The 24,799-nt window shown below is 38.0% G+C and carries 22 protein-coding genes and 1 pseudogene; 20 read left to right on the top strand and 3 right to left on the bottom strand.

Annotated features, from left to right (window positions below):
- Positions 1 to 6 precede the first annotated feature (6 nt).
- Entirely contained in the window at positions 7 to 786 is a 780-nt protein-coding gene (gene agaR / locus GWI68_RS13410) for a transcriptional repressor AgaR (protein ID WP_036912386.1), read from the bottom strand.
- Between the two features lie 535 nt (positions 787 to 1,321).
- On the opposite strand from agaR, the gene GWI68_RS13405 reads away from it, so the two are divergent.
- From GWI68_RS13405 to GWI68_RS13375, 7 genes are all read left to right on the top strand, one after another.
- Positions 1,322 to 2,557 carry an anaerobic sulfatase maturase gene (locus GWI68_RS13405; protein WP_109407519.1) on the top strand — a complete coding sequence of 412 codons (1,236 nt, stop codon included), beginning with the start codon at positions 1,322 to 1,324 and terminating at the stop codon, positions 2,555 to 2,557.
- 38 nt (positions 2,558 to 2,595) lie between these two features.
- Positions 2,596 to 4,206 carry a sulfatase-like hydrolase/transferase gene (locus GWI68_RS13400; RefSeq protein ID WP_166540616.1) on the top strand — a complete coding sequence of 537 codons (1,611 nt, stop codon included), beginning with the start codon at positions 2,596 to 2,598 and terminating at the stop codon, positions 4,204 to 4,206.
- A gap of 54 nt (positions 4,207 to 4,260) precedes the next feature.
- Positions 4,261 to 5,736 (top strand): DUF2264 domain-containing protein, encoded by a 1,476-nt coding sequence (locus GWI68_RS13395; RefSeq protein WP_166540615.1) that lies wholly within the window; start codon positions 4,261 to 4,263, stop codon positions 5,734 to 5,736.
- Positions 5,737 to 5,850: 114 nt separating this feature from the next.
- Positions 5,851 to 6,705: a tagatose bisphosphate family class II aldolase gene (locus GWI68_RS13390; protein ID WP_166540614.1), complete on the top strand. Its 855-nt coding sequence runs from the start codon at positions 5,851 to 5,853 to the stop codon at positions 6,703 to 6,705.
- Complete coding sequence (locus GWI68_RS13385; RefSeq protein ID WP_166540613.1) at positions 6,702 to 7,673, top strand: sugar kinase; 972 nt, start codon at positions 6,702 to 6,704, stop codon at positions 7,671 to 7,673. The genes GWI68_RS13390 and GWI68_RS13385 overlap by 4 nt, the downstream gene beginning before the upstream one ends.
- A complete protein-coding gene (locus GWI68_RS13380; protein WP_109407524.1) occupies positions 7,654 to 8,295 on the top strand; it encodes a bifunctional 4-hydroxy-2-oxoglutarate aldolase/2-dehydro-3-deoxy-phosphogluconate aldolase in 642 nt (213 codons plus the stop codon). The genes GWI68_RS13385 and GWI68_RS13380 overlap by 20 nt, the downstream gene beginning before the upstream one ends.
- A 5-nt stretch (positions 8,296 to 8,300) precedes the next feature.
- Entirely contained in the window at positions 8,301 to 8,882 is a 582-nt protein-coding gene (locus tag GWI68_RS13375) for a DJ-1/PfpI family protein (protein ID WP_166540612.1), read from the top strand.
- A gap of 44 nt (positions 8,883 to 8,926) precedes the next feature.
- Here GWI68_RS13375 and GWI68_RS20180 read toward each other — a convergent pair whose 3' ends face one another.
- Positions 8,927 to 9,199 (bottom strand): hypothetical protein, encoded by a 273-nt coding sequence (locus tag GWI68_RS20180; protein ID WP_208105197.1) that lies wholly within the window; start codon positions 9,197 to 9,199, stop codon positions 8,927 to 8,929.
- Positions 9,200 to 9,313: 114 nt separating this feature from the next.
- A complete protein-coding gene (locus GWI68_RS20175; RefSeq protein WP_208105196.1) occupies positions 9,314 to 9,550 on the bottom strand; it encodes a hypothetical protein in 237 nt (78 codons plus the stop codon).
- Positions 9,551 to 9,712: 162 nt separating this feature from the next.
- On the opposite strand from GWI68_RS20175, the pseudogene GWI68_RS13365 reads away from it, so the two are divergent.
- The 13 genes and pseudogenes from GWI68_RS13365 to GWI68_RS13305 all read left to right on the top strand — a co-directional run.
- A pseudogene (locus GWI68_RS13365) lies at positions 9,713 to 10,003 on the top strand (S24 family peptidase); the annotation flags it as partial.
- A 756-nt stretch (positions 10,004 to 10,759) separates the two neighbouring features.
- The gene (gene tssB, locus GWI68_RS13360; RefSeq protein ID WP_166540610.1) at positions 10,760 to 11,257 is read left to right on the top strand and encodes a type VI secretion system contractile sheath small subunit; all 498 of its coding nucleotides are present in this window, start codon (positions 10,760 to 10,762) and stop codon (positions 11,255 to 11,257) included.
- Between the two features lie 23 nt (positions 11,258 to 11,280).
- Positions 11,281 to 12,828, top strand: coding sequence for a type VI secretion system contractile sheath large subunit (gene tssC, locus GWI68_RS13355; RefSeq protein WP_166540609.1), 1,548 nt, complete (start codon positions 11,281 to 11,283; stop codon positions 12,826 to 12,828).
- A 12-nt stretch (positions 12,829 to 12,840) separates the two neighbouring features.
- A complete protein-coding gene (gene tssK, locus GWI68_RS13350) occupies positions 12,841 to 14,178 on the top strand; it encodes a type VI secretion system baseplate subunit TssK (protein WP_166540608.1) in 1,338 nt (445 codons plus the stop codon).
- Positions 14,175 to 14,843 (top strand): type VI secretion system protein TssL, short form, encoded by a 669-nt coding sequence (gene tssL / locus GWI68_RS13345; protein ID WP_166540607.1) that lies wholly within the window; start codon positions 14,175 to 14,177, stop codon positions 14,841 to 14,843. Before tssK ends, tssL begins: the two co-directional genes overlap by 4 nt.
- The gene (locus tag GWI68_RS13340; protein ID WP_243733386.1) at positions 14,843 to 16,561 is read left to right on the top strand and encodes an OmpA family protein; all 1,719 of its coding nucleotides are present in this window, start codon (positions 14,843 to 14,845) and stop codon (positions 16,559 to 16,561) included. The genes tssL and GWI68_RS13340 overlap by 1 nt, the downstream gene beginning before the upstream one ends.
- Before the next feature lie 22 nt (positions 16,562 to 16,583).
- The gene (locus GWI68_RS13335; RefSeq protein ID WP_023583757.1) at positions 16,584 to 17,075 is read left to right on the top strand and encodes an Hcp family type VI secretion system effector; all 492 of its coding nucleotides are present in this window, start codon (positions 16,584 to 16,586) and stop codon (positions 17,073 to 17,075) included.
- 147 nt (positions 17,076 to 17,222) lie between these two features.
- The gene (locus GWI68_RS13330; RefSeq protein WP_166540605.1) at positions 17,223 to 17,420 is read left to right on the top strand and encodes a hypothetical protein; all 198 of its coding nucleotides are present in this window, start codon (positions 17,223 to 17,225) and stop codon (positions 17,418 to 17,420) included.
- A 72-nt stretch (positions 17,421 to 17,492) separates the two neighbouring features.
- A complete protein-coding gene (gene tssH, locus GWI68_RS13325) occupies positions 17,493 to 20,165 on the top strand; it encodes a type VI secretion system ATPase TssH (RefSeq protein ID WP_166540604.1) in 2,673 nt (890 codons plus the stop codon).
- Positions 20,166 to 20,201: 36 nt separating this feature from the next.
- Positions 20,202 to 20,732: a DUF3304 domain-containing protein gene (locus tag GWI68_RS13320; RefSeq protein WP_166540603.1), complete on the top strand. Its 531-nt coding sequence runs from the start codon at positions 20,202 to 20,204 to the stop codon at positions 20,730 to 20,732.
- Positions 20,717 to 21,247 carry a DUF3304 domain-containing protein gene (locus tag GWI68_RS13315; protein WP_166540602.1) on the top strand — a complete coding sequence of 177 codons (531 nt, stop codon included), beginning with the start codon at positions 20,717 to 20,719 and terminating at the stop codon, positions 21,245 to 21,247. Before GWI68_RS13320 ends, GWI68_RS13315 begins: the two co-directional genes overlap by 16 nt.
- Positions 21,248 to 21,323: 76 nt before the next feature.
- On the top strand, positions 21,324 to 23,912 hold the full coding sequence (locus GWI68_RS13310) for a DUF2235 domain-containing protein (RefSeq protein ID WP_166540601.1): 2,589 nt from the start codon (positions 21,324 to 21,326) through the stop codon (positions 23,910 to 23,912).
- Between the two features lie 108 nt (positions 23,913 to 24,020).
- A partial coding sequence (locus tag GWI68_RS13305) for a type VI secretion system Vgr family protein (RefSeq protein ID WP_166540620.1) occupies positions 24,021 to 24,799 on the top strand: 779 nt, incomplete at its 3' end.

The raw sequence follows: 24,799 nt of genomic DNA, 5'->3' as shown, positions 1-24,799 counted from the left end.
AGCAAATTACGATGCCTTATCGTCGACGATAATCACTTCGATTTTGTGATCTTTCAGTTCCTGAATATATTCTTCAGGGATACCTGAATCGGTCACTAATATATCAATATCACCAAACTCTCTGATCATATGACAGCTGCGTTTACTGAATTTCGTAGAATCGGCAACCGCAATAATCGTTTCTGAGATATCACACATTAAACGGTTAAGACTAGCTTCCTGTTCATTGTGTGTAGTAATACCAACACGTAAATCGAATCCGTCAACACCTAGAAAAACCTTATCAAAACGGTAATTTCTAAGGCTATTTTCAGCTTGTGAGCCTGAAAAAGACAACGCACTTTTTCGCAATACACCACCGGTCATTAATACTTCCACACCTGAGGTATTTGCTAACTCCATTGCGACATCCAGACCGTTAGTCATGACCACTACATTTTCGCGCGACTTTAAATGTGTCGCGATTTCGCGAGTAGTTGTCCCCGAGTCAAGAATGACGGTGTCTCCATCCTTTATCAGCGTTGCGGCTGCTTTCCCGATTAATGTTTTTATGCCCGCATTTTGTCCACGTTTTTCGTGGATACTCAATTCGGCAATAAATCCTGTGTTAGGAATTGCTGCACCATGAGAGCGAACGATATAACCATTTTTTTCAAGAAAGCTTAGATCGCTGCGGATAGTGACACTTGAGACTTTAAATAATTCAGCGAGATCTTCGACTCTGGCTTTACCTTGCTGGTTTACCATATCGAGGATTTCCATACGCCTCTCAACTGCCGCTTTCACTTTCGTCTCCTTACGAAACCAAAAGACTTTCTTTCGATTGGTTTCGAATGTAGTTTACTACGCCAATTTTAACCGACAATGCAAAAAAACAAAACTTTTGATCTCTTTCACAAAGTTTCGATTCATCATCGAATGCTTACGATTATTTTCGTGTCATTTCAATGATAGCCTTCAGGCCATCAGTTTCCAATAAATAAAATGATATAACGCAACACTATACTTATGATTACACCATATACAGCTAGGTAAAGTACAATAACATAGATTTAATTTCGCCTTATCTCACAAAATAAAGATTAAAACTTCAATACATTCATTTATTTTCGAAAAACAAATCAAACTAAATAGCTCAAATAGTCAATAGAATATGAAATAGTATCGAATCGAAAGTATTTTTATCGAAAAAAACAGTATTTATCTTTCGAAAAAATCTTTCATTTACTTTCGTTGTTTCGTATTTGTGATTTTAATCTCTTTTGTTTTGATAAATTTTACGTAATGTAACAGGATAAAAAAGAAACTCAGGAAATGACTAATGGCATTAAATCAACCTGCTTATTTTCATATGATGGCAAAACCTACAAGCTACCACTGTAATATTAAGTGTGAATACTGCTTTTATCTGGAAAAAGAAAATATTTTTCAAGATGAAAAAAAAGAGACAGGCCATACCGTGATGCCAGATGGTGTACTTCGTCGTTATATTAAAGACTATATTCAGTCACACGGTGGAGATCAGGTTGATTTCTCTTGGCAAGGTGGAGAGCCAACGCTTGCAGGATTGGCTTTCTTTGAGCAAGTTGTCAAATACCAAAAGCAATTTGCTAACGGCAAGACAATTACAAATAGTGTACAAACCAATGCAATTGCTATTAATCGCCAATGGGCACAATTCTTTGCTGATAATCACTTTCTATTAGGCGTTTCAATTGATGGTATTGAAGCTGTTCATGATAAATATCGTATTTCAGTCAATGGAAGCCCTACTTTTGAACGAGTAAAACGTGCAATTAAGTTACTCAATGAATATGGCGTCGAATTTAACACACTCACTGTCGTTAATGACCAAAACTGGAATAAAGGAAAAGAAACTTATCAAGCCTTAAAAGAATTAGGTTCCACTTTCTTTCAATTTATTCCCATTGTCGAAGTCGATAGACGCTTTCCTCATACTCACGGAGGACATTATGCGCCGGGCCCTAATGCACAATTAGCACCATTTTCTGTTCCGGCTGAAGGCTATGGGCAATTTATGGCTGAAGTATTTGATGAATGGGTACGGCAAGGCGATATCGGGAAAATATATATCCGCTTATTTGATAGTTTATTAGGCACATGGATGGGATATCCCGCATCAACCTGTATTCAATCTAAAACCTGTGGTCAGGCATTGATCATTGAAGCCAATGGTGATGTTTACTCTTGCGATCACTATGTCTATCCCGCCAATAATTTGGGCAATATTCATCAAAATAGTCTTGCTCATTTAGCCACATCAAAACAGCAGCAGCGCTTTGGCCAAAATAAATATGATAAACAAACTAGCCTTTGCAAACAGTGTGAAGTGCAAAGCTTATGTTACGGCGGTTGCCCTAAACATCGCATTATTGCTATTGAAGGTGAAAAACATCGCCATAACTACCTATGTCGCTCTTATAAAAAAATATTTCACCATACCGCGATAGGCATGCAATTAATGCAACAAGCTATTTCGCGCGGAGGCCTTGCTAGTGATGCACTTCCTGCGATGAAAAAAAACTACTTAAAGTAACTCTTTTTATTTTATCTTGTTTATTCTGGAGACAATCCGTGATCTTACCTTCTGTTAAAAAAAGCTTACTCACTGGGCTGATTGCTACATCATGTTTAAGCATCCCAATCACTACCAATGCAGGTGGTACACCTGAAAAGCCGAATATTTTACTGATAGTGATGGATGATTTAGGAACAGGACAGCTTGATTTTGTACTGGATACCTTAAATGTTGATGAATTAGCACAAAGACCGACACCGCCACGTTATGAAGGCGATATCAATAAGATGGTTGAAGCTGCACGCATTGCAATGCCAAATGTCAGTCAAATGGCTACAAATGGTGCCAAAATGACCAATGCATTTGTTGCTCATCCTGTTTGTGGCCCTTCTCGAGCAGGTATTTTTACGGGCCGTTCTCCTGCAAGCTTTGGTACTTACAGTAATGATGATGCCATTTTAGGTATTCCCAAAGATATCAAACTATTGCCTTCACTTTTCCAAGAAAATGGCTATGCCACAGCCAGCATTGGAAAATGGCACAATGCAAAAGTGATCCGCAAACCGAAAATTAATGAAAGTAAACAAACTCGCGATTATCACGACAACATGATTTCAACACCAGAAGTGGGTTACGCACCTCATGAACGAGGTTTTGATTATGACTTTAGCTATTACGCATCGGGTGTGGCTTTATGGAATTCGCCTGCATTTTGGCGTAATGGTGTCAATGTTCCAGCTCCGGGCTATACCACACATTTATTAACGGATGAGACCTTAAAATTTATTGATGAACATAAAGATAAACCATTCTTTATTAATCTCTCCTATAGCGTTCCTCATATTCCGTTGGAACAAGCCTCACCTGCGAAATATATGGAAAAATTTGATACTGGTAATGTTGAAGCAGATAAATACTTTGCAGCATTAAATGCAGCCGATGAAGGTATTGGTCAAATTCTTGCAAAATTAAAAGCAAATGGTGAATTAGAAAATACACTTATCTTTTTCTTATCCGACAATGGTGCAGTTAATGAATCACCAATGCCAATGAATGCAATGGATAGAGGCTTTAAAGGACAAATGTTTAATGGTGGGGTCAGAGTACCTTTCATTGCCTATCAACCCGGCACTATTCCTGCTGGTACAAAAAGTGATGAGATGATCTCCGCACTTGATATTTTACCGACTGCGCTACAAACAGCAGGTATTACTATTCCTGACAATCTAAATGTTGAAGGGAAAAACATCATGCCTTTACTCAAAGGTGAAACAACAAAATCCCCTCACAATTATCTTTATTGGGCCGGTCCTGGCACTAAACATTACAGTGAGGAAAACCAAGAATTTTGGCATGGATATCATCAATGGATAACCTATCAACGTAAAACACCGCCTACAAATCCTAATTTAGAAAAACTCTCTAAAGGTGCTTGGGCTGTACGCGACGGTGAATGGGCGCTCTATTTTTATGATGACGGGAAAAATCAGCCTCAACTTTTTAACGATAAAAACGATCCGTCCGAATCAATTGATCTTGCCAAACAAAACCCACAAAAAGTTACAGAGCTAAAAAATGCGTATTACCAGTGGATCAAAGATAAGCCAAAGCCCGTTATTTGGGGGCAAGATCACTATCAAATATTAGTGGATTCTGCAAAACCTTAATATTCAACCTCCGTTTTGTTTCGCAAGGATGCGTCTTTTTTCTGAGATACGAAAATGGCTATTAAAATTGCATCTTCAGCACGTCCAAAACTCCCTTATGAGCACCCAAACGTAGAAATCTATCAACGCTTATTTAAGGAAAATATCATTCGACGATTAGTCAGAAAATCAGCTTATCGTCGCTATGATAAAACGATCACTCACTTTTTTAATGATGAAAATCAGTCTCTTTTCTCTTTATGCGAAATGTTGACACAGTATGTCACTCAGGCTTTTCATCATTATCAAGTCTGGGGTTATTCCCATGCTTATTATCCCGGAAGTCCCGGGCAACAAACAGCAAGAACGGATGCTCTTGAAGGTGTTAGCAGAGTACTTCCTCTACTTGCAGCATGGATAGTTAGCAGCAAAAAAAGTACGTTGATGGGATTAAATCAGCAAGCATTTAATTTACCATTAATGATCAAACAAAGTTTTATTCATGGTACTGATCCACTTCATAAAGGATATTGGGGGAAACTTGAAAATTACGATCAACGAATTTGTGAAGCATCTGATTTAGCGCTCACACTTTGGATAAGCCGTGAATGGGTTTGGGATACATTAGCACCAGCAACACAACAACAAATTATTGCTTGGTTCGAACAAGTTAATCATTGTGAAATTGTTGATAATAATTGGCATTTCTTCCCTCTTACCGTCCAATTTGTCATTAAAGCACTCACAGGAAAAGACACAATTGCCCATTGGCGTTATGAACGATTAAAAGAGTTTTATGTTGGTGATGGATGGTTTCGTGATGGCGCAAAAGGTAATTATGATTACTACAATGCGTGGGGTTTTTACTATTCACTGTATTGGTTAGCGCAAATCGACCCTCAATTTGATTCGACATTTATTACTCAATCACTTAATACTTTTAATCAGCACTACCTTTATTTTATGACTCCCAAAGGTATTCCTTTCTTTGGTCGAAGTGCCTGCTATCGCCTTGCGGTTTCTGCGCCATTATTAGCGGGCGTCGATTTGCATTGCCCTTCAGTCAAAGTAGGTGAGGCAAAACGCGCCTTTGAAAGTAGCTTACGTTATTTTATTTCTCAAGGTGCATTAAAAAATGGCGCACCAACTCAAGGCTTATTTACTCACGATCCTCGTTTGGTCGATAACTACAGTGGGCCAGCCAGTAGTTTTTGGTCATTACGTGCTGTGATTATCGCGCTCTATTGTGCTGATCGTATCAATTTATGGCAAACGCCTTCACTTCCTTTACCTATCGAAAAAGATAACTTTCGTTTCGAAATTCCATCTATCCAAGCTTTAGTAACTGGAGTGAAAGCAACACAAGAGGTAACTGTCATTTTTTGTGAAGATTATACAACTCAGCAAACCCCATTAACTCGCCGTTTAGAAAAACAGACCTTAGCACAAAAAGTCACTGAAACCGTAATAGGACAGTCAAGACGACCTAAAAATAACTTATTACGCAAAGGGATCACCAGTTATAGTTCAAAAATGGCACATTTTTTCTAACTACCTTTCATTTGCTTTCAGTGCGAAGGGAATAAAAATGTGATTTAGATCTTTTACCTTTCTATTTCTTTCGTTTATTATAATTCGTAATTAAACGAAAGATGAGAGGCAAACATGTATCTGGTTTCTACTCGTAATATGCTCAATAAAGCACAGCGTGAAAATTATGCTGTGCCTGCTTTTAATATTCACAACTTGGAAACTATCCAAGTTGTGATGGAGACGGCTGCTGAAATGGCATCTCCCGTCATTTTAGCTGGTACACCAAGTACGTTTGCTTATGCAGGTAGTGATTATTTGATCTCTATTTGTCAACAAGCCGCAGAGCAATACCGAATTCCCGTTGCACTACATTTAGATCACCATGAAGATATTCCTGATATTTGCCATAAAGTCATTTCAGGTGTGCGCTCCGCCATGATCGATGCCTCTCATTTTCATTTTGAAGAAAACATTCGTATCGTCAAAGAAGTGGTCAATTTCTGCCATCATTGGGATTGCACTGTAGAGGCTGAATTAGGTCGTCTTGGTGGACAGGAAGATGATCTTATCGTTGATGCTAAAGATGCCCTATTCACCGATCCTGATTCAGCGGTACAATTTATTAAAGCAACGGGTATTGATTCATTAGCTGTTGCAATCGGTACAGCACACGGCATGTATAAACATGAGCCTCATCTCGATTTTGATCGCTTAGAGATTATTCGCCAAAAAACAGACGTCCCTTTAGTTCTTCATGGTGCATCGGGTATTCCTGATGCGGATGTGCGCCGTTGTATCGATTTAGGTATTTGTAAAGTTAACGTCGCAACTGAACTAAAAATAGCTTTCTCTAACGCAATCAAGCAGTACTTTTTAGATAATCCTGATGCAAGTGATCCTCGCCATTACCTTGTACCGGGCAAAGCCGCAATGAAAGCGGTGGTTGCGGATAAAATTCGTGTCTGTAAAAGTGATGGGAAACTGTGAAAACAAATAGAACTGTCGCCATTATTGGCGAATGTATGATAGAGCTTAGTGGTCAACCGTTTTTACCACAACAACAGCGCTTTGGCGGTGATACGCTAAATACAGCGCTGTACTTAGCGCGACTTATCCCTACATTACATCCGTACTATATGACAGGTTTAGGCACTGATACTTACAGTGCCTTAATGCAAAAAGCATGGGAAGAAGAAGGAATTAACTGCCAGTCTGTTATTACTATTCCCGAAAAACTTCCCGGCCTATATGCCATTGAAATTGATCCCTGCGGTGAGCGTAGTTTTCATTATTGGCGTAATGATGCGGCCGCACGTTATATTGCAACAGATAGCCGTTTTACAACACATCTCAATGCACTACCTGATAATAGTGTAATTTATCTCAGCGGAATTTCTCTTGCTATTTTAACGCCGGAAGGAAAAGAGTCTCTACTCACGCAATTAATCCACCTTAAACAGCGTGGGATCACTTTAATTGTGGATTCAAATTATCGACCTCGCTTATGGGATTCAATATCTCATGCACAAGAATGGTTTGAAAAACTGTACAGGCTTAGCGATATCGCTTTAGTTACGGGTGATGATGAGCAAATGCTTTGGCAACAACCCATTTTGACAGAACAAGATATTGCACAACGCCTTCATCAATGGGGCAATCAAAACGTGATTGTCAAACTCGGTGCTCATGGCGCTTTCTGGTCTGATGGCATAGATACGGGCTATATCTCTCCCAAACCGATTGATTTGGTTGTTGATACTACCGCAGCGGGCGACTCGTTTAATGCTGGTTTTATTGCTGCTTGGCTACAAAATAATCGCTTACCAACTTGCTGTTTATGGGGAAATACATTAGCCGGACTCGTTATTCAACACCATGGCGCCATCATCCCTCATAAAGTCACCGATTCATTCTATACATTAATCAAGGATAACCATGACACAGTCAATTGTTGATACACTTTCCTCACTGAAAGTGATCCCCGTGATCCAAATTAATCGCGCAGAAGATGCAATCTGGCTGGGTGAAATTCTAACCCAAAATCAATTACCTGTTGCTGAAATCACCTTTCGTACACCTGCGGCAGCTAAAGCTATTAAGTTAATGCATGAGCATTTTCCTGAGCTTATTTTATGCGCAGGAACAGTATTAACGGCACAACAAGCAGACATGGCAAAAGAAGCTGGAGCAAGCTTTGTCATTTCTCCAGGTTATAACCCAAGTACAGTTGATTATTGTCTGAATAATGGCATCAACATTGTGCCGGGAATTAATAATCCAAGCCAAATAGAAGTAGCCCTTGAAAGAGGCCTAACCTTAGTTAAATTCTTCCCAGCAGAAGCCTCTGGCGGTATAAAAATGCTAAAAGCACTTGCGGCACCTTACGCACAAATGCAATTTATGCCAACGGGTGGCATTAGTTTAAATAATGTCAGTGATTATCTCGCTATTCCACAAGTGGTGGCATGTGGCGGTAGCTGGATAGCAACTACTGAAGCTATTGATAAACAAGATAAGCAAACCATTGTTAATCATATTCAAAGTATCCATTCATTACTAAAAATCAATAAAGGATAAATACAATGAAACAGGTTGCCGTTTTATTAGCAGACGGATTCGAAGAAGGCGAAGCCGTTGTTTTTATTGATATCATGCGCCGTCTTGATATTCATGTTGATGTACTTTCTTGCATGGATACATTGGTATTAAATACTTATTTTGAAACTAAAATCAGTGCTGATTTTCTATTAACTGAAAAACTGACACACAGCTATGACGCAATAATGATGCCAGGTGGTCCTAAAGGTACTGATCGTTTATGTGCGAATGAACAAGTTATTCAATTTATTAAACGCCATATTGCTGAAGATAAATATATTTGTGCGCTATGCTCTTCTGGAGCAAAAGTATTAGCGGCACACCATCTTCTTGACGGTCGTAATTACAGCACAGGCGATAAATTGGCAGATAAATATGATGATGGCAATTATCTTGATCAAGATGTAGTTGTCGATGGAAAATTTATCAGTGCAAAAGGATTAGGTGTAAGTTTTGAATTTGCCTTTACTGTGGCTCGCCATTTATTAAGCGACAATACAGAAAAAGTAGACTGGCAAGCTAATCATATTTATTTCAAACACTGGCCGTTAGGTTATCTAAAATAGCTAAATTAATTATTATTTACGATATAAAGGGGATTAACTCCCCTTTATAGTTTTATTTTTAATAACGCTTCAATGATCCAATGGCAAACTGGGTGATCTTTCCATATTTTCTTCCATGCGCTCACAACATCTTGCTGAGACATACGAATTTTTTTCTTCGCATTTTTTATAAGGTATTCCTTCATTTTTTCGGAACCTTTCTTATAATCAGTGCGCATATCAGGCCCTTCCCAATATTTTCCACGCTCTTTAATTAATTCAATAAGATCTTTTTTCAATGCTAGGTATTCAGGTGTTCCACTAAAATAATATTTCACACCGTTTAATAAAACTGTTGGTGTTTGTGCAAATAAAAATCGAATTTGAGTGCGTTCTTTACGTCCTTTCTTTTCAGAAAAAGATTTATCAATTGCAGCAAGAATAATTTTACGCTACTCCTCATCAGGGGCATTAAGCGATGAAATATCACAGCGATATAGCATTTTATCTAAGATAGATGTAATAGCCTGTTCAAACTCAGCCTCACGTTCTATCGCTTTTGGCATAATTTCTTTACCAAATGGCATTCCCCATATATGAGGAGTGTCAAAAATCTTCACATAGTTATTTTCTGATATTTCATTGAAGAAACCTTTTAATTCTGTTTTCAATCCATCAATAAGTTTCATAATATTCCTTTATTTTACAAACAGGGCGTCCATATTATTTAAATAATTAGTTTTCAATTAATATAGATAAAATATTTTTATTCCTATAACAACATGATTTATCAGACATATGATAATTTAATACAATTTTAATTATTTCCACATGATACTTAATCACTTCCTTTTTCATTAAAAATAGAAGGTGACTCAATGGAACCTGATTTTAAATCAGGAGATGTAATCATTGTCGATCCTGAGATAAAACCACATCCTGGTGAATTTATTGTTGCTGCTAATCATGAAAGAGAGGCAACATTTAAGAAATACAGGCCAACTCGCATTGATGCAAATAACAATGAACATTTTAAACTTGTACCATTAAATAATGATTATCCAATAATTAGCAGTGAAAACACACCATTAATGATCATTGGTACAATGATTGGACATCGCATTTATCGTCGTAAACGATAACTATTATTCCCAAAAGTACCCCAATAATAACTAACTCTATTATTGCGGTTGAACTCAAAAAACAGTTTTATCTGTTTAATACTTTCATCATAGATTTAGTGATAAATAATCGTGAATCCCATAGTTGTCTGGACTTTGCCTTCACGTATTTTTTTCTTCTGTTTAGTAATAGCGCCCAGAAACAGAAAACAGCTAAATATCATGTAATATGCTGTAATCACTCGCAACATCCCACTGAGTATCGCTATCAATACATGCGTAGTTATCACTCCCTCAATATTTTTTCATTACTCATTAATGTCTGACCAATTAGATTCAAAGTGATTTACGCTCATACTCTTCATGGCTTAACTTACATTCTTATTTCTTTACCCCCAATTAATAACTTAACGAAACTAGAAAAAGTGTTATAGTATCTAATGTAAATTATTAAATATATGTTCTATGTACAAATACTGAGTAAGGATGTTTTTTACGACCCATAACAGAATAAAATAAATATTTAAATTATAATTTTTATATAAATACTAAAAATGCAAATAAATATAGAAATATAAAACTAATAAATTATTTACTCCTATTTGTTGTTACATTTTATTTTTAGAGATATCTCTTAAAAACGTTAAGATAAATTGATTTATTTAAAATAATTTAATATAAGTAATCATGCCTTAAATTAAATTTCCTGGTAGTGGATTTACTTATTATTCCCACTCTCAAGAGATCCTTTATTCGTTTTAATACAAGGATTTTATTATGTCAGATAGCTTTCAAAATGAAGTGCCTAAAGCGCGGGTAAATATAAAACTCGACTTGCACACAGGTGGTGCACAGAAAAAAGTTGAGTTGCCTTTAAAACTATTGGCCATTGGTGACTACAGTAACGGAAAAGATAAACGTGTTCTTTCAGAAAGAGAAAAGGTCAATATTAATAAAAATAATTTCAATAGTGTTCTTACTGAATTTTCTCCATCGATCAGTCTTACCGTAAAAAACACATTAACGAATGATGGTAGCGAAGAAAATATTAATCTGTCATTTAAAGAAATGGCTGATTTTGAGCCAGAACAAGTTGCTCGCCAAATACCGCAACTGCGCGCCATGCTGGCAATGCGTAATCTCTTACGTGATTTGAAATCTAACCTTCTTGATAACATCACTTTTCGCCATGAACTCGAAAATATCCTTAAAGATCCTGCATTAAGTGATGAATTACGCGAAGAGTTATCTCAACTCGCACCGAAAAAAGACTAATTGGGTTTTATCATTACAGGATTATGCTTATGTCAGTGAATAGCGAAAGTATTTCAAAAAGTACAACAACTGTACTTGATGAGCCCGCCAATAGCGGTGTTTACGCCTCTCTCTTTGAGAAAATCAATCTCACTCCTGTTTCTCAGGTGAGCGATATTAATATCTTCCAAGACAATAGTGCTCTGGCTGATACAACTGCAAATGAACGCGTTACTGTTGCAGTTCAAGTTTTTCTCGATCGTTTGAAATCTTCAGGCCAAAAGGTTGAACGTTTAGATAGAACTCTACTCGATCACCATATTGCAGATTTAGATAGACAAATTAGTGAGCAACTTGATGAAGTCATGCATCATGCCGATTTCCAAAAAATAGAATCAGCATGGCGTGGACTAAAATTCTTAGTGGATCGCACTGATTTTCGCCAAAATGTGAAAATCGAATTACTCGATGTAGCCAAAGACGATTTACGCCAAGATTTTGAAGATTGCCCTGAAACTATTCAAAGTGGCCTTTATCACCATACGTATATCGAAGAATATGATACTCCCGGTGGTGAGCCTATTGCAGCTATTGTCTCTAATTATGAGTTTGATCGTAGCCCACAAGATATTGCGTTATTACGTAATATTGCAAAAATCTCAGCGTCCGCACATATGCCATTTGTTGGCTCTGTTGGCCCTGCATTTTTTGGTAAAGACTCTATGGAAGAAGTCGCTGCCATTAAAGATATCAGCAACTATTTTGACCGTGCTGAATACATCAAATGGAAATCTTTCCGTGACTCTGACGATGCCCGCTATATTGGTTTAACAATGCCTCGCGTTTTAGGCCGCCTTCCTTATGGTCCTGATACCGTTCCTGTACGTAGTTTTAATTATATTGAAGAAGTAAAAGGCCCAGATCATGAAAAATATTTGTGGACAAATGCAACCTTTGCTTTTGCTGCAAATATGGTTAAAAGCTTTATTAATAATGGTTGGTGTGTACAAATTCGCGGCCCTCAAGCTGGCGGAGCTGTAAAAGATTTACCTATTCATCTTTATGATTTAGGCACAGGAAGTCAGGTCAAAATTCCATCTGAAGTCATGATCCCTGAGACACGAGAGTTTGAATTTGCCAACCTCGGTTTTATTCCATTGTCTTACTATAAAAATCGTGATTATTCTTGTTTCTTTTCAGCAAACTCGGCTCAGAAACCCGCTATTTATGATACCGCTGATGCAACTGCAAACAGCCGTATTAATGCGCGTTTACCTTATATCTTCCTACTTTCACGAATTGCTCATTATTTAAAATTAATTCAGCGTGAAAATATCGGTACTACTAAAGATCGCCGTTTATTAGAGCTCGAATTAAATAATTGGGTTCGTGGTTTAGTTACTGAAATGACTGATCCAAGTGATGATTTACAAGCTTCTCACCCACTGCGCGATGCCAAAGTCGTTGTAGAAGATATTGAAGATAATCCAGGATTTTTCAGAGTGAAACTGTATGCCGTTCCTCACTTCCAAGTAGAAGGAATGGATGTAGATCTCTCGTTAGTATCTCAAATGCCAAAAGCGAAAGCATAAGGTGAAGCACGGATGAAAATATACCGCCCCCTCTGGAGTGATGGGGCCTTTTTGGCTCCTCAGCAATTTCAACAACAAGCAAGATGGGATAGCTATCTCATTAGCACAATCGCCAATATGACGATTGCATCAACATGGGGCGTGATTTGTGCTGAATTTGATGAAAGTGCTTTAACGATTTCACGCCTTAGCGCACAAAAATTAATTGTGCGTTTTCCTGATGGAACACTGATCGATACGACACTGGCTGACAATTTACCGCCAGTCAATGAACTCAGCCATTACTCTCAACATCAAACACTTGATATCGTTCTTGCCTTACCTTTATTGCAAGCCAATGGTGGCAATCTTATGCAAGAGGGTCGCTCTGATAGACCACAACAGTTCTATCAAGAGTGGATGAAAGTCCAAGATTTAGTTGGTCAAGAACAAACGGATATTGCCGTATTACGCCACAGTATTACTTTGCGCTATGCCCATGAAGAAAACAGTGCATATATGACTTGTCCCGTTGCTCGATTAATTCGCAATGCACAAGGTGCATGGGAAATAGATAAGCATTTTATTCCTCCATTATTAAGTTGTAGTGCGAGCGCTGAATTAACCATATTGTTTTCAGAATTCATGCATCGCTTAGTCGCAAAGCGCCGTCGCCTAATGACTATGCGTCGCGAAAATAATGAGCAAATGGCAGATTTTGCGGTTGCTGATGTCTCGCTTTTTTGGCTACTAAATGCGATTAATAGCGCTGAACCAGTATTAAGCGAATTACTATCATCAATGGGTCGCCACCCAGAGCTTCTTTATCGTGAATTAGTACGTTTAGCTGGGGCACTACTGACATTTTCACTCGATCATGAAAATGGTGATATTCCTCTTTATCAACACGCTTTTCCTGAACAGGTTTTTCCACCATTATTCAATTTACTTAACACCTTATTAGAAGCAAGTTTACCTTCTCGTGTGATTAGTATTGTGCTTGATAAAGAAGGGCCTTTCTGGCGTGGTGAATTGCATGATCCTCGCCTACGCGAAGACGCTGATTTCTATCTTTCAGTACGTTCTGCATTGCCAGCTCACTTGTTGATCACTCAATTTCCATTGCTTTGTAAAGCAGGCAGTAATGACGATGTTGCCAGTGTCGTTAACGTGGCGCTTAACGGTATTCCATTACAACCATTAACGCATGTTCCTGCCGCTATCCCTCTACGTTTAGAAAACCACTATTTTGCGCTTGAACTCAATAATTCAGCAGGCCAAGCCATGTTGTCTTCAGGTCATTGTGCCTTTTATGTACCGGGAACATTAGGTGAAATTCAACTCGAACTTTTTGCGGTACTTCGCTCATGATAACTAACACAAAAATAGCTAAAAATAATCTGATTGATAGCCTTTTTGCTGATACTTGGTTAATGGTATGTCAACTACGTCAAGGAGCTGAAATTACTGATGGGAAAACCTTCTATCGACGCGTTTGCGAACATATTGACAAAACACGCCAAAATCTCACTGAAAAAGGTTACTCACAATCTGCCATTGAAAACATGCTTTATGCACAGTGTGCCTTAATTGATGAAAGCGTGATGAATCGGACTGAGCGTGATGATGGCTACTTACAGTGGATACAATCTCCATTACAAGCCAAATATTTCAATACGTTAGAAGCTGGAGATAAGCTTTGGGATAGATTACGTAATCTATTAAATGAACCAGCACCAAACCATGATGTGCTTATCTGTTTTCATCGTGTTATTACGCTTGGTTTTGTTGGCAAATATCGCCAAACCGATGCTCCAGAGCGAGAAAAAATAATTGAGTTACTTAATACCCAACTTCCCACTTATGCCCTATCAAGTGATTTACCTTTAGTAATGAAACCCAAAAACCGAATGAATCGTCGTCACCTATATTGGCTAGGGTGGTTAGGCGGATTTATCGTGATTGCAGCATTGTGGTGGGGCTTTTCTGTGTCATTAGAACATTTACTTCAACAATGGGTAATTCAAGGAAAGTGATGCAAAAAAACAGGATAAAACAGTGTATTACATTGTTTTCAGCAAGCTTACTATTATGGTTAATTTGGGGATTTTGGTCTTTTGGTAAAGAGATCTCTTTTTTCCTGACGGCGTTTATTTGTATTGTCACACTCTCTTTATGTATTTGGTTTTTCCGCCAACAAAAAAGTATACCTTATCTTAAAGATACTCAAACAAACCAACTTCCCCCTGAAAACTACCAAGGTGATGTTGTTATTGTTTGTGGTCAATCACAAGCTCTTTTTGAAGAAAATCAAACTTATCGAGAAACAGCTAAAGGCTGGTATATCCGTGCGTTATCGCCAATTGATTTGATTAACATTACTCAGCATATTAGTGATGTTTCACCTACTCAATTTAACCGTTTATCGCTGTTATATTCTCTCTTACCAGAACAGTTATCACAATTAGAGGAAGTTACCCAAGACACATTAAATTGGCGTAGAGCTATTAATGAATGTAATAAAAAAGCGAGTAAATCCCTGCCATTTTGGGTGACTCTTTATCTTAATTCTCCCATTGATTATCTAAATTCACATCTTGATGACACTACACCATGGATCATTCACTTAAAAGATCAGCAAGAATTACTCGTTGTTTCTGATAACTTAGCAACACAGCCTATTTCAAAATGGTTATCACAAAACATTAAGCACGTTGAACATCAACTCACTATGGCACTCTGGATTGATCAATTACTTGCTTGGTTAAAAAATACGTTTATTCCTCTGCTTACCATTGCTCAATCTGGTGCTCCAAGTCTTATTCCTGTGGCCTGGGCAATACAATTCACTGCTGTATCCACAGTTTCAAATAGCTGCTGGGCTCAATTTATTCATCATAAAACCACATTATTCCCATCTATTACTAAAGCCCCCAATCAAAGTGAAGAATTACCATTACCTGATGTTCTGATTAATAAATTCACCCACGATGTTAACTTACTGCAAATAGAAAACACCTTTGGTGTTGTTGGCATGATCTGTGGATTATTTCTTATTGGAGCAATATCAGGAAGTTATCATCATAACAAACAGCTAATTTATGATATAGGTAATGATATTCATCACTTTAAAAGTATTACTGATGAAAACTTAGAACCTAAAAAAGTAGCTTATAAACAGCTACTTTCAGATGCAGCTTTTCTTTCTCATTGGCAACGAGAAGGTATTCCTGCTCGTTACTCTTTAGCGTTATACCAAGGTAATAACATATTGCCTTATTTGCATACTTTACTCAGTTCATGGTCCCCACCACTGCCACCAGCTCCCATTATTGTGCAAGAAGTCCCTGAAATGGTGACTTTAGATAGTCTTGCTCTCTTTGCTTCTGGTCAATACGAATTAAAAAATGAAGCCACCAAAGTACTTGTTGATGCCCTTATCAATATCAAAGCGAAACCGGGTTGGTTAATTGTTATTTCAGGGTACACCGACAACACAGGTAACCCCGATTTAAACCAAAAACTTTCTCTTAAACGAGCTGAAGCTGTGCGCGACTGGATGATTAAAACCAGTGATATCGCACCTTCTTGCTTTGCAGTGCAAGGATATGGTCAGCGCCAACCTGTTGCAGATAACTCAACACTCGATGGACGTGCTCGTAATCGTCGAGTTGAAATTCGCCTGATACCTCAAGCCGATGCTTGTCAGGTATTAGCTGATGACCTTACGCCACTGAAGGATGGTGGCAACTAAACCTTAGAAAGGAGATGTAATTATGGCTATTCCTGTATACCTCTGGTTAAAAGATGACGGTAATGCGGATATCAAAGGTTCTGTTAATGTTCAAGATCGTGAAGGCAGTATTGAAGTCGTCGCTCAAGATCACAACTTGTACATTCCAACAGATAACAATACCGGCAAATTAACCGGTACACGTATCCATACTCCATTTATCTTCGTAAAAGAAATTGATGCATCCAGTCCGTATTTATACAAAGCAGTTACAACTGGGCAAACCTTGAAAAAGGCAGAGTTTAAGTGGTATCGCATCGATGATGCAGGCCAAGAAGTTGAATATTTCAACACTACGCTTGAAAACGTCAAAGTCGTAAAAGTGGCTCCTAAGATGCACAACATCAAAGATCCAACTAAAGAAAAACACAATCACCTTGAAGAAGTTGAATTGCGTTACGAAAAAATCACTTGGACATACAAAGACGGAAATATCATTCATTCAGATTCATGGAATGAACGCGCCACTGCGTAAAACCAAAACAAACAGGCGGTTAACCGCCTGTTTTAACAGCAAATTATTGTAATAACACTATTTGAAGCACAACGAGCAAATACTCTAAATAGTTCAAGGTGTAGCTAGGCGACAAAGGAATGAGTTGCTAGGAGCATACAAAAGTATGTGACTAGTACGAGTGAGTGCAGTCAACAACGCTACAACTTGAAATATGACGAGTATCAGGAGTATGTGGCTAGTGCGAGTGAGCATAGTCAACAACGCTACAACTTGAAATATGACGAGTATCAGGAGTATGTGGCTAGTGCGAATGAGCATAGCCAACAACGCTACAACTTGAAATATGACAAGTATACCTTATGAGCCTCGGTCTATGGCTAAGGGCGGTAGCGTACCTAAATTCCCTCAATAGGGACTTCATTACTGGGAGAAAATATGGAAAATCAATCTGTCATGCTATTACGTCGCTTAAATCCTTATTGTGCAAAAGCGCTAGAAGCGGCGGCCTCATTATGCCAAACCCGTGCCCATGCAGAAGTGACTATTGAACACTGGCTATTAAAAATTCTAGAACTTGGCGAAAGTGATATCACTGTATTGGCACGTCGCTATGAATGGGATTTATCTGCACTTTGGCAAAGCTTACTTGATGCGATTGATAAATTGCCCCGCTCTGTACGTAGCCGACCTCAATTATCCAAATCCTTACTAGAATTAATTAAAAATGCATGGGTAATTGCTTCTCTTGATGAAGATATCGAACAAATTCGCAGTGTACATTTATTACACACAATGACAAAACAACCTGCATTAGTTCCACTCGATGCACTTTGGCCTTTAATGACATTAGGTGAGACACAACTACAACGATTAAGACCTCTACTTGATGCTCAATCTGATGAAAGACCAGAAATTCAGCAGTTAGCTTCACATAATCATTTACCTGAAGCCCCTCTTACTCAACATAATGAAACCAATACTCCATCCTCAACGACAGATAACGCCATTATTGGTCACACTCTTAGTGATGCATTACAAGCAGTATTAAATAAATTCACTCTTGATGTGACAGAAAAAGCACGGCTGGGTGAAATTGATCCTGTCTTTGGTCGAGATGACGAAATTCGTCAAATGGTCGATATTCTCTCTCGTCGTCGTAAAAATAACCCTATTCTTGTTGGAGAGCCTGGTGTAGGTAAAACCGCACTTGTTGAAGGATTAGCATTACGTATTGCTGAAAAAAATGTTCCTATCAGTTTACAAACTACCTCATTACGCACTCTAGATTTAGGTCTATTACAAGCGGGGGCGGGAGTAAAAGGTGAATTTGAACAGCGGTTAAAAAACGTTATCGATGCCGTTCAACAATCACCCACACCAATTCTACTTTTTATCGATGAAGCGCATACCATTATTGGTGCAGGTAATCAAGCTGGTGGTGCTGATGCCGCTAACTTATTAAAACCCGCATTGGCTCGCGGTGAATTACGGACTATCGCAGCAACCACTTGGTCAGAATACAAACAATATTTTGAACGTGATGCTGCATTAGAACGTCGTTTTCAAATCGTTAAAGTTGACGAGCCTGATGATGAAAAAGCCTTTTTAATGTTACGAGGATTAAAATCTCGTTATGCCAAATATCATGGCGTACACATCACTGATGATGCCGTAAAAGCAGCCGTCACTTTATCTCGCCGTTATTTAACAGGTCGCCAACTTCCTGATAAAGCGGTGGATTTACTTGATACAGCAAGTGCGCGTATTCGAATGAGTTTGGACACCTTACCTGAAGAACTCACTCGCATTAAAGCCAAGCGTTATGCACTTGAACTAGAACAAAAAGCAATACTTGATGACATCACTATTGGTAATTTAACCAATCAAACCAAGTTATCTGATTTATCTTCTCAAGATGCCCAATTAGCACTTCAACTTGAAGCCTTAGAACAGCGTTTTGAGCAAGAAAAAGAGATTATCTGTCAGCTAATTGAAAGCAGACAAGATCCCGAAAATACCGAAACATCGGCACAGTTACAGCAACAACTCTCACAATTACAACAAGAAGCACCACTTTTAAACCCTGATGTAGACGTTCGCACAGTAGCAACGGTTATCGCTGATTGGACAGGTGTTCCACTTTCAAGTCTTCTTAAAGATGAACAAATCGGCCTATTAGAGCTAGAAAGTAACTTATCAAAATATGTTGTTGGACAAGACAGTGCTTTACTCGCGTTAGCACAACGTCTGCGTGCATCGAGAACAGGATTAGTGTCTGAAAACGGCCCTCAAGGGGTATTTTTATTAGTGGGTCCAAGTGGTGTAGGTAAAACAGAATCTGCCATTGCGCTGGCAGAATGTCTGTTTGGCGGTCAAAAATCCCTAATCACTATTAATATGTCTGAATATCAAGAAGCACATACTGTCAGCCAATTAAAAGGCTCGCCTCCAGGTTATGTCGGATACGGTCAAGGTGGCGTATTAACTGAAGCCGTAAGAAAACGGCCTTATAGCATTGTGTTATTAGATGAAGTTGAAAAAGCACATCGCGATGTGCTCAATCTTTTCTATCAAGTATTTGATAGAGGCTTTATGCGTGATGGTGAAGGCCGTGAAATTGATTTTCGTAATACCGTTATTTTAATGACTGCAAATTTAGGCAGTGATGATTTAATGCAACAACTGGAAGAGTCACCATTAAGTACAGATAGCGATTTACAAGAAACGCTTCGCCCTATTTTACGTGACCATTTTCAACCCGCACTACTGGCTCGTTTCCAAACATTAATTTACCGTCCTCTTGATGCAACGGCACTACGTATTATTGTTGAGATGAAATTAAAAAATGTGATCAAGCGACTTTACACTCACTATCGATTAACAGGTATTGTTGAAGAAACCCTCTACGACACCATTGTAGATGCCTGTTTATTACCCGATACAGGTGCGCGAAATATCGATAGCCTACTTAATCAACAAATTCTCCCTATTCTTAGCCAGCAACTCCTTTTACGCCAAGCCAATGCTGAAAAATCACAATATGTCATTTTAGATTTTAATGAAGAAGAAGGTATTACGTTGAGTTTTAGTGATGAGTTGCCACATTGATTAATGCATATCATTAAGGAATAGAGAAATCTAAGTATGTCCCCAAAAATAACCCGTAAAAAAGTTATTGTCATGGGTGTTATTCTTGCCATTGTTGCCGTGAGCTCACTGTTTTTCCCCCAAAAAAAACCACAAGATGACTACCTTGCTGGGAATTTACACGGCTTTAATCATGTCAAAGGTACTTCTGTAAATTGGTTTATGGTCAATGGCTATTATGGCAAAGGGGGTGGCGGGACTTGTTGTATTGTCGTGCCCGCCAAGTGGACGCCGAATCAATGGGTCAAAGTGGAATGGGAAGTCGATCCCAATGCTTACCCTACAGATTCACCGGGTGTGACAGATCCCAAATTTGATGCTTATATGAAAAAACACGAAGCAAATTATCGTCGCTATAGCAAAATGGTAGAAATCCCCGAATACGATGAGCCTTGTAGTGTCAAAGTCCATTTTCTTCCCTGCCAAGAGGTTCGGATCACATTATCTTGTTATTCCCCAGGACACCCTAATTACCCCATTTCGGTTCCAACAAAGATGGAGGAGCCTGCAATATGCTCGAAAAAATAACCCGTAAAAAAGTTATTATCGTGGGTGTTATTCTTGCCATTGTTGCCGTGAGCTCACTGTTTTTCCCCCAAAAAAAACCACAAGATGACTACCTTGCTGGGAATTTACACGGCTTTAATCATGTCAAAGGTACTTCTGTAAATTGGTTTATGGTCAATGGCTATTATGGCAAAGGGGGTGGCGGGACTTGTTGTATTGTCGTGCCCGCCAAGTGGACGCCGAATCAATGGGTCAAAGTGGAATGGGAAGTCGATCCCAATGCTTATCCCGGTGATATTCCCGAGTTTAGCGATCCTTACTACGATGAATATATGAGGCTACATGAGGCCAATTACCGTCGTTATAGCAAAATGGTAGAAATTCCCGAATATGACGACCCCTGTGATGTCAAAGTGCATTTTTTTCCCTGCCAAGAAGTCAAGATCACCTTGTCTTGTAAATCATGGGGACACCCTGACTATCCAGTCAATGAACCCGATGATATGGAGGAACCAGAAACATGTCCAAGCAAATAAACTCCATTTTTATTGAAACTATAGAAGCAGAAGCCACTAAAGCTATTTCAACCATAAGATCTCAAGGTGATCCTTGTTGGGCTCCCCCTTATTTCCTAAAGATGGGCGCTTAAAACTTACTCAGAAACAAATTCGTAATAATCATGAAAAATTAACAAATAAAGAAAAGGAATATTATCAAAACGCTAAAAAACAAAAAAAAGCGTTATGTTGTAAAACATTACACGTGAGTTTATTTTTTGATGGTACTAATAATAATAATTACAATGATACTAAAGCATCAACTCCACCACATCCCTCTAATGTTGCTAAGCTTTATCATGCCTATTCTCCTGAAAAGAATGAAGTTAAGAATAAGGGTTTCTATAGTTATTATATTCCTGGTGTTGGTACCCCTTTTCCAGATATCGGCACTGATGAGTACTATTCTGATGGATTAATTTTTGCAACCGGTGGCGAAGCTCGAATAAGTTGGGGATTAATTCAAGTTTGTGATGCAATTTACCATGCAGTAACAGGTGATGGTCTCTCTTTAGCAGATAAACGAGACCTACTTAAAGAAATGAGTACAGATTTAAATTTTGAATCAATGATAAATACCGATCTAGACTCTACGGATATTTTTTATGGCGTGACTGGAGCCGTCGCTATGGGTAGTCTAGGGTTAATCGTTGGTTCCGCATATAGTAAATTTAATAAAACCTATAATCCCGTCAAACCGTTAAACGATTTACTTAAACCGCTAAAATGGAAAATATCTAAAGTAAAACCGCATATTGTCGCTTTAAAAATTTACGCTTATGGATTTTCTCGAGGTGCAGCAGAAGCACGTACTTTTGTTTACTGGCTTAATCAATTTTTAAATTATCATTTTGAAGAGTTACCTCACGCATGGAAAAAACCGTGTCCTTTGGGAACCATTTATAGTTTACCTGTTTCCGTTGAATTTCTAGGCTTATTTGACACTGTTGCTGCGGTGGGATTAGCTAATGTTATCCCTGGCGCTACGGGACATAATGGCTGGGCAAGTGGTACACAACAGTTGCCAAAGTCATCACTTGTCAAAAATATTTGTCATCTTGTTGCTGCCCATGAACAGAGACAATGTTTTACTGTTGACTCAATTAGAACACCTGAAGGCCATTATCCCTTGAATTCTGTTGAAGTCATTTACCCAGGAGTACACTCTGATATTGGTGGAGGTTATCCACCAGGCGACCAAGGTAAAGCAAGGAATCACCATAAAGAATTATTATCACAAATCACATTACATGATATGTATGCAGCAGCAATCGATGCAGGAGCACCATTAGCGATTAGAGAAGATATTCTTATACAATTACCAGAAATTAAAAATGAATATTCTTTCCGGATAATATCTCCATCAGCTCTAAAAGAATTTGCAATATCAGAAGATTTAGTAGATAAATTTAACTCTTGGCGAAACTATACTTTACCTGAACAGCCTGCTTTATCTAATCATATTACTGCTACTAGTAATGAAACCTTATGTTTTATACCTCCACGTTTTGTAACGAGTACTTTAGAATATGCTATGGAAATTCAGCTTATTTTAATCACAGCCTGGAGAACTGGCCGCTATGGTACAAAACAAAGTGAAAAAATTAATTTAACGTATCAACCATTTTTTACAAATGCACCGCAACACCCTGACATTTCAGTCGAACCTTATGATGCTAAATTTTCAAGACAAGCTACAGCGGTGTTAGCTCTAGAATATGAGAAAAAAGCAAAAGATATCGCTGAGAAAACATCACTCAGAGATAAAGAAAAAAAGACAATAACTGGCCTTTCTAATTGGAAACCAAGTGATAAAAATATAGGGCCACCACTTTTTGATGCAACAAATGCTAGAGGTCAGTTATGGGAGGCATCTTTAGAATTTAAATTTGAATTAGAAGATTTAAAAGGAGTATCCAGACCTACGCCTCTAATAAAAATAAACCAAAAATCAAAAGTAGAATGTCAACAAGAAGCACAATGGTTTAAAAAAGTGCATGGTGAAGGATCATCAATATATCAAACACATTTAGAAAACTGTAAAAATGATCCTGAAGTTATTTTTCCATCTGATGTTATATCTCAAGCAAATTTACTAAACGCATTACAATCTGCTAATAAGTATGTCTACATAGCGACAACTCAAGATGAAAGACAAGAATATCTAAGTTTAAAAGCGATTAGCAGTACCATATTTAGAAAAATAATGTCTTTATCAATGAGAAAAATAACTCAAGATGTAGACCTTAAAAATGTTATTAGTTTGCTTGATGATCAAATACATGATTCCCGTGCATGGTTTATGCACTCAGAGAGTGGACTTCGAGAACCTTTTAGCAGTTATTTTTTATCAAGAATGATCTACTTTGGTCATAAATCAAATAAATCTATGCAATTAATTATGCAACCTGAAGGAACATCTAGTTATTTAGATACAATAATACTACTAGGTATAGCATATAAACCTTTATATGGAATTATATTTGTAGATTTATCGACAGGAAAAGAAGCTCCTATAGATATAGCTAAATTTCCCCCTCCAACATATTATTTAGTTGATCAAATATCAGAACTTATTAAGCAACAAAAAAAAGAAGAATTAAATAATACTATGCAAGATTTACAAGTAATTATTGAAAAATAATATCTACAATTATTAAACGTTATTATATCAATTAAAACTCCTTCACAAGGATAAACACCGAAAGTTTGTTAATAATAAACAAACGGGATGTGTTTGTATAACTCAGCTATGAACTTAAAAAAAACAACTCAGACTCTACTTAATGGACACAATCGCTATCATCTTACTGTACAAGAGTGTGATGTTTTACTTGATGTAGAACACTTCACAGGACGCGAAGCAATAAGTGAACCCTACCATTATCAAATTACCTTTACTTGCCAAGCTCAAGATTTACAGCCACAACAACTCTTGCGCCGTAGTGCAACGCTATCCTTTACCCCACCAATTAACAGTATTACCGATTTGGCAACGCAAGAGCCTATCACCAAACAAGTTCATGGTGTTATCACACAATTTCGGCGTTTATCAGGTTCGGTGGATGAAGCGCGTTATCAACTCGTTATTGAGCCTGTCTTTGCATTATTACGTCATCAAATCCGCTCTCATCGATTTTTCCTCAATCAATCTGTGCCTGATGTTGTAAGCCAAATTTTACGTGAGCATAATTTTAAAGATTGGGAATTTGAATTTACACTTAAAAATGAATATCCCAAACGCGAGCAAATTAATCAATACAATGAAAGTGATCGTCAATTTATAGAACGACTATTAAGTGAAGTTGGTATTTTTTACTCATTCTATTTGCAAGACCAAACACAAACTGAAGTCATCCGTTTTGCCGATCGCCAAAGTGCTTACACCTTTGATAAAACACTACCTTTAAATAGCCCATCGGGCATGAATGATAATCACCAAGAAAGTGTATGGGGATTATCATTACACCATCAAGTGGTCGAACAGAATGTATTCACCAAAGACTATAACCATCGTCAAGCGCAAGACAC

The organism is Proteus sp. G2669 (assembly GCF_009915245.1).
Classification (GTDB): Bacteria; Pseudomonadota; Gammaproteobacteria; order Enterobacterales; family Enterobacteriaceae; genus Proteus.
The sequence above is the reverse complement of the archived record's forward strand: the minus strand, read 5'-3'. Positions and strand labels throughout refer to the sequence as shown.

What these genes read in the sequence shown, in the direction of transcription:
- tssL (WP_166540607.1), top strand. Translation starts at nt 14,175, where the DNA reads ATGATAACTAACACAAAAATAGCTAAAAATAATCTGATTGATAGCCTT.
- tssK (WP_166540608.1), top strand. Translation starts at nt 12,841, where the DNA reads ATGAAAATATACCGCCCCCTCTGGAGTGATGGGGCCTTTTTGGCTCCT.
- GWI68_RS13375 (WP_166540612.1), top strand. Translation starts at nt 8,301, where the DNA reads ATGAAACAGGTTGCCGTTTTATTAGCAGACGGATTCGAAGAAGGCGAA.
- GWI68_RS13405 (WP_109407519.1), top strand. Translation starts at nt 1,322, where the DNA reads ATGGCATTAAATCAACCTGCTTATTTTCATATGATGGCAAAACCTACA.
- tssB (WP_166540610.1), top strand. Translation starts at nt 10,760, where the DNA reads ATGTCAGATAGCTTTCAAAATGAAGTGCCTAAAGCGCGGGTAAATATA.
- GWI68_RS13320 (WP_166540603.1), top strand. Translation starts at nt 20,202, where the DNA reads ATGTCCCCAAAAATAACCCGTAAAAAAGTTATTGTCATGGGTGTTATT.
- GWI68_RS13340 (WP_243733386.1), top strand. Translation starts at nt 14,843, where the DNA reads ATGCAAAAAAACAGGATAAAACAGTGTATTACATTGTTTTCAGCAAGC.
- GWI68_RS13335 (WP_023583757.1), top strand. Translation starts at nt 16,584, where the DNA reads ATGGCTATTCCTGTATACCTCTGGTTAAAAGATGACGGTAATGCGGAT.
- tssH (WP_166540604.1), top strand. Translation starts at nt 17,493, where the DNA reads ATGGAAAATCAATCTGTCATGCTATTACGTCGCTTAAATCCTTATTGT.
- GWI68_RS13380 (WP_109407524.1), top strand. Translation starts at nt 7,654, where the DNA reads ATGACACAGTCAATTGTTGATACACTTTCCTCACTGAAAGTGATCCCC.
- GWI68_RS20175 (WP_208105196.1), bottom strand. Translation starts at nt 9,550, where the DNA reads ATGAAACTTATTGATGGATTGAAAACAGAATTAAAAGGTTTCTTCAAT.
- GWI68_RS13390 (WP_166540614.1), top strand. Translation starts at nt 5,851, where the DNA reads ATGTATCTGGTTTCTACTCGTAATATGCTCAATAAAGCACAGCGTGAA.
- GWI68_RS13395 (WP_166540615.1), top strand. Translation starts at nt 4,261, where the DNA reads ATGGCTATTAAAATTGCATCTTCAGCACGTCCAAAACTCCCTTATGAG.
- tssC (WP_166540609.1), top strand. Translation starts at nt 11,281, where the DNA reads ATGCTTATGTCAGTGAATAGCGAAAGTATTTCAAAAAGTACAACAACT.
- GWI68_RS13315 (WP_166540602.1), top strand. Translation starts at nt 20,717, where the DNA reads ATGCTCGAAAAAATAACCCGTAAAAAAGTTATTATCGTGGGTGTTATT.